Annotated in this window: 1 protein-coding gene and 2 pseudogenes; 2 read left to right on the forward strand and 1 reads right to left on the reverse strand. The window is 57.8% G+C overall.

Annotated features, from left to right (window positions below; all coding sequences use genetic code 11):
* Positions 1-166, reverse strand: a pseudogene (locus KP703_RS15330) (IS5/IS1182 family transposase); the annotation flags it as partial.
* Positions 167-247: 81 nt separating this feature from the next.
* On the opposite strand from KP703_RS15330, the pseudogene KP703_RS15335 reads away from it, so the two are divergent.
* Positions 248-1348: pseudogene (locus KP703_RS15335) on the forward strand (IS1380 family transposase); the annotation flags it as partial.
* 309 nt (positions 1349-1657) lie between these two features.
* A partial coding sequence (locus KP703_RS15340) for a transposase (protein ID WP_215755463.1) occupies positions 1658-1841 on the forward strand: 184 nt, incomplete at its 3' end.

A 1841-nucleotide genomic window follows, 5' to 3' on the forward strand; every position in this document is an offset into this window, starting at 1 on the left:
ATGGCGGTCGTCCGCCCTTGCTTCCATCGGAATACGCCAGGGCCTTGTCCAGATCAGGACGGAACGCTTCAAAATCCACAGTCCGGGAAAACGCTTCGAGCTGATCGCCAAGCCCACTCAGCCGGGCAAGACGCTCTTCAACATCAAAGAAACCAGACTGCTTCATATCGCCATTCCCTCAATCAACGCAGAAGAAATAGAATCATACAGAAGACCTCAAAACCAGGGGGTTTTTAGAACCCTCCACCTGATCTTTGGTCTGGCCTCGGGGCGTCTGTCAGGAGGTCGGGCCAACTGTGCGGCACTGGCCGGAAAATCCACACTGAACCGGCTGGAGCGCAGTGGCCACAAGGCAGACCGTTACTGCCGCATCATTGCTGATCATGAGGCACTGGCGGAGCTGTTCGTCACGCTCTACATGGACCGGCATGATCGGGCTCCTGCCCGGATCGTTCTGGACGTGGACGCGACCGATGATCGTATCCATGGCCATCAGGAAGGCCGGGCCTTTCATGGGTATTACGGCCATAACTGCTATCTGCCGCTATACATCTTCTGCGGGGATCATCTCCTCAGCGCTACCCTGCGCACGGCAGACAGGGACCCGGGGAAGGAAGTGCTGGCTGACATCCGCCGGATTGTGCAGCAGATCAGGAACCGCTGGCCCAGGGTGCGTATTCTGGTGCGCGGGGACAGTGGCTTCTCCCGGGACACTCTGATGACATGGTGCGAAGACAACCACGTTGACTTCCTGTTCGGGCTTGCAGGCAACACCCGCCTGTATGACCGGATTGCCTCTTTGTCCGCTGAGGTTCGTGACGAAGCCGCCACGACAGGCAAAGCGGCGCGCGGCTTTGCCTCCTTTGACTGGATCACAAAGGACAGCTGGACGCGCCGCAGGCGGGTCGTGGCCAAGGCCGAATGGCGCCACGGCAACCGCTATCATCGCTTCATTGTCACCACGCTACCGCAGGGAATGTCCGACCCCCGCCATCTCTACGAACAGATTTACTGCGCACGCGGGGATATGGAAAACCGCATCAAGGAATGCCAGATGGATCTGTTCTCAGACAGGACCTCGTCCCACACCATCCGGGCCAACCAGCTCCGGCTGTGGTTCTCGGCCGCTGCCTATGTCCTGCTGACCGCTCTGCAAAGACTGGCCCTTGGCCAGACCAGCCTGGAGACGGCGACCTGTGGCACCATACGCGCACGACTGCTCAAAATCGCGACACGTGTAACGCTCAGCGTCCGTCGGATTGTCCTGTCCATGCCGGACATGTTCCCCTGTCAGCATGAATTCGCCCTCGCTCATGCACGATTGCGAAGGCTACGGCAGGCCATCTGAAGAAACAGACAGCGCACAGACCACATAGCTTCCACCAACACTGCCTTCTCAGGCCGTGACACCCTCACTGCGCTCAGAACCCGCCGCCAGAAGCAGAATATCGTCAATATTCCAGATCGGGCTCCTGTGGGATGACTGAACTCTACAAAACGACCTGAAATTGCCTCAAGTGTGAGAAATCCGCGTCGACGGCGACCTCTTCAGAGTTTCCACCGATAAGGAGAACATCGTGAGGCCCCTTCTCAGAGCCCTTTTGGAAATTCGCTATGATAGGTTTTCAAGAGGTTTTGAGTGTGATTCAAAGGCAGGATGTGGACGCCAGCACAACGAGGCCGCATGGCCGGAATTACACGCAAGACGAAACGCTATCCGTCTGATCTGACAGATGAGGAATGGGAGCGCATAGCGCCTCTGATGCCCCCTGCGAACCGGCGTGGTCGGAAACGGACAACCGATTCCCGTGAGATCATCAATGCTCTGCGCTATCTCGTGC

It is taken from the genome of Acetobacter sp. P5B1 (assembly GCF_018811985.1).
Lineage (GTDB): Bacteria > Pseudomonadota > Alphaproteobacteria > Acetobacterales > Acetobacteraceae > Acetobacter > Acetobacter cerevisiae.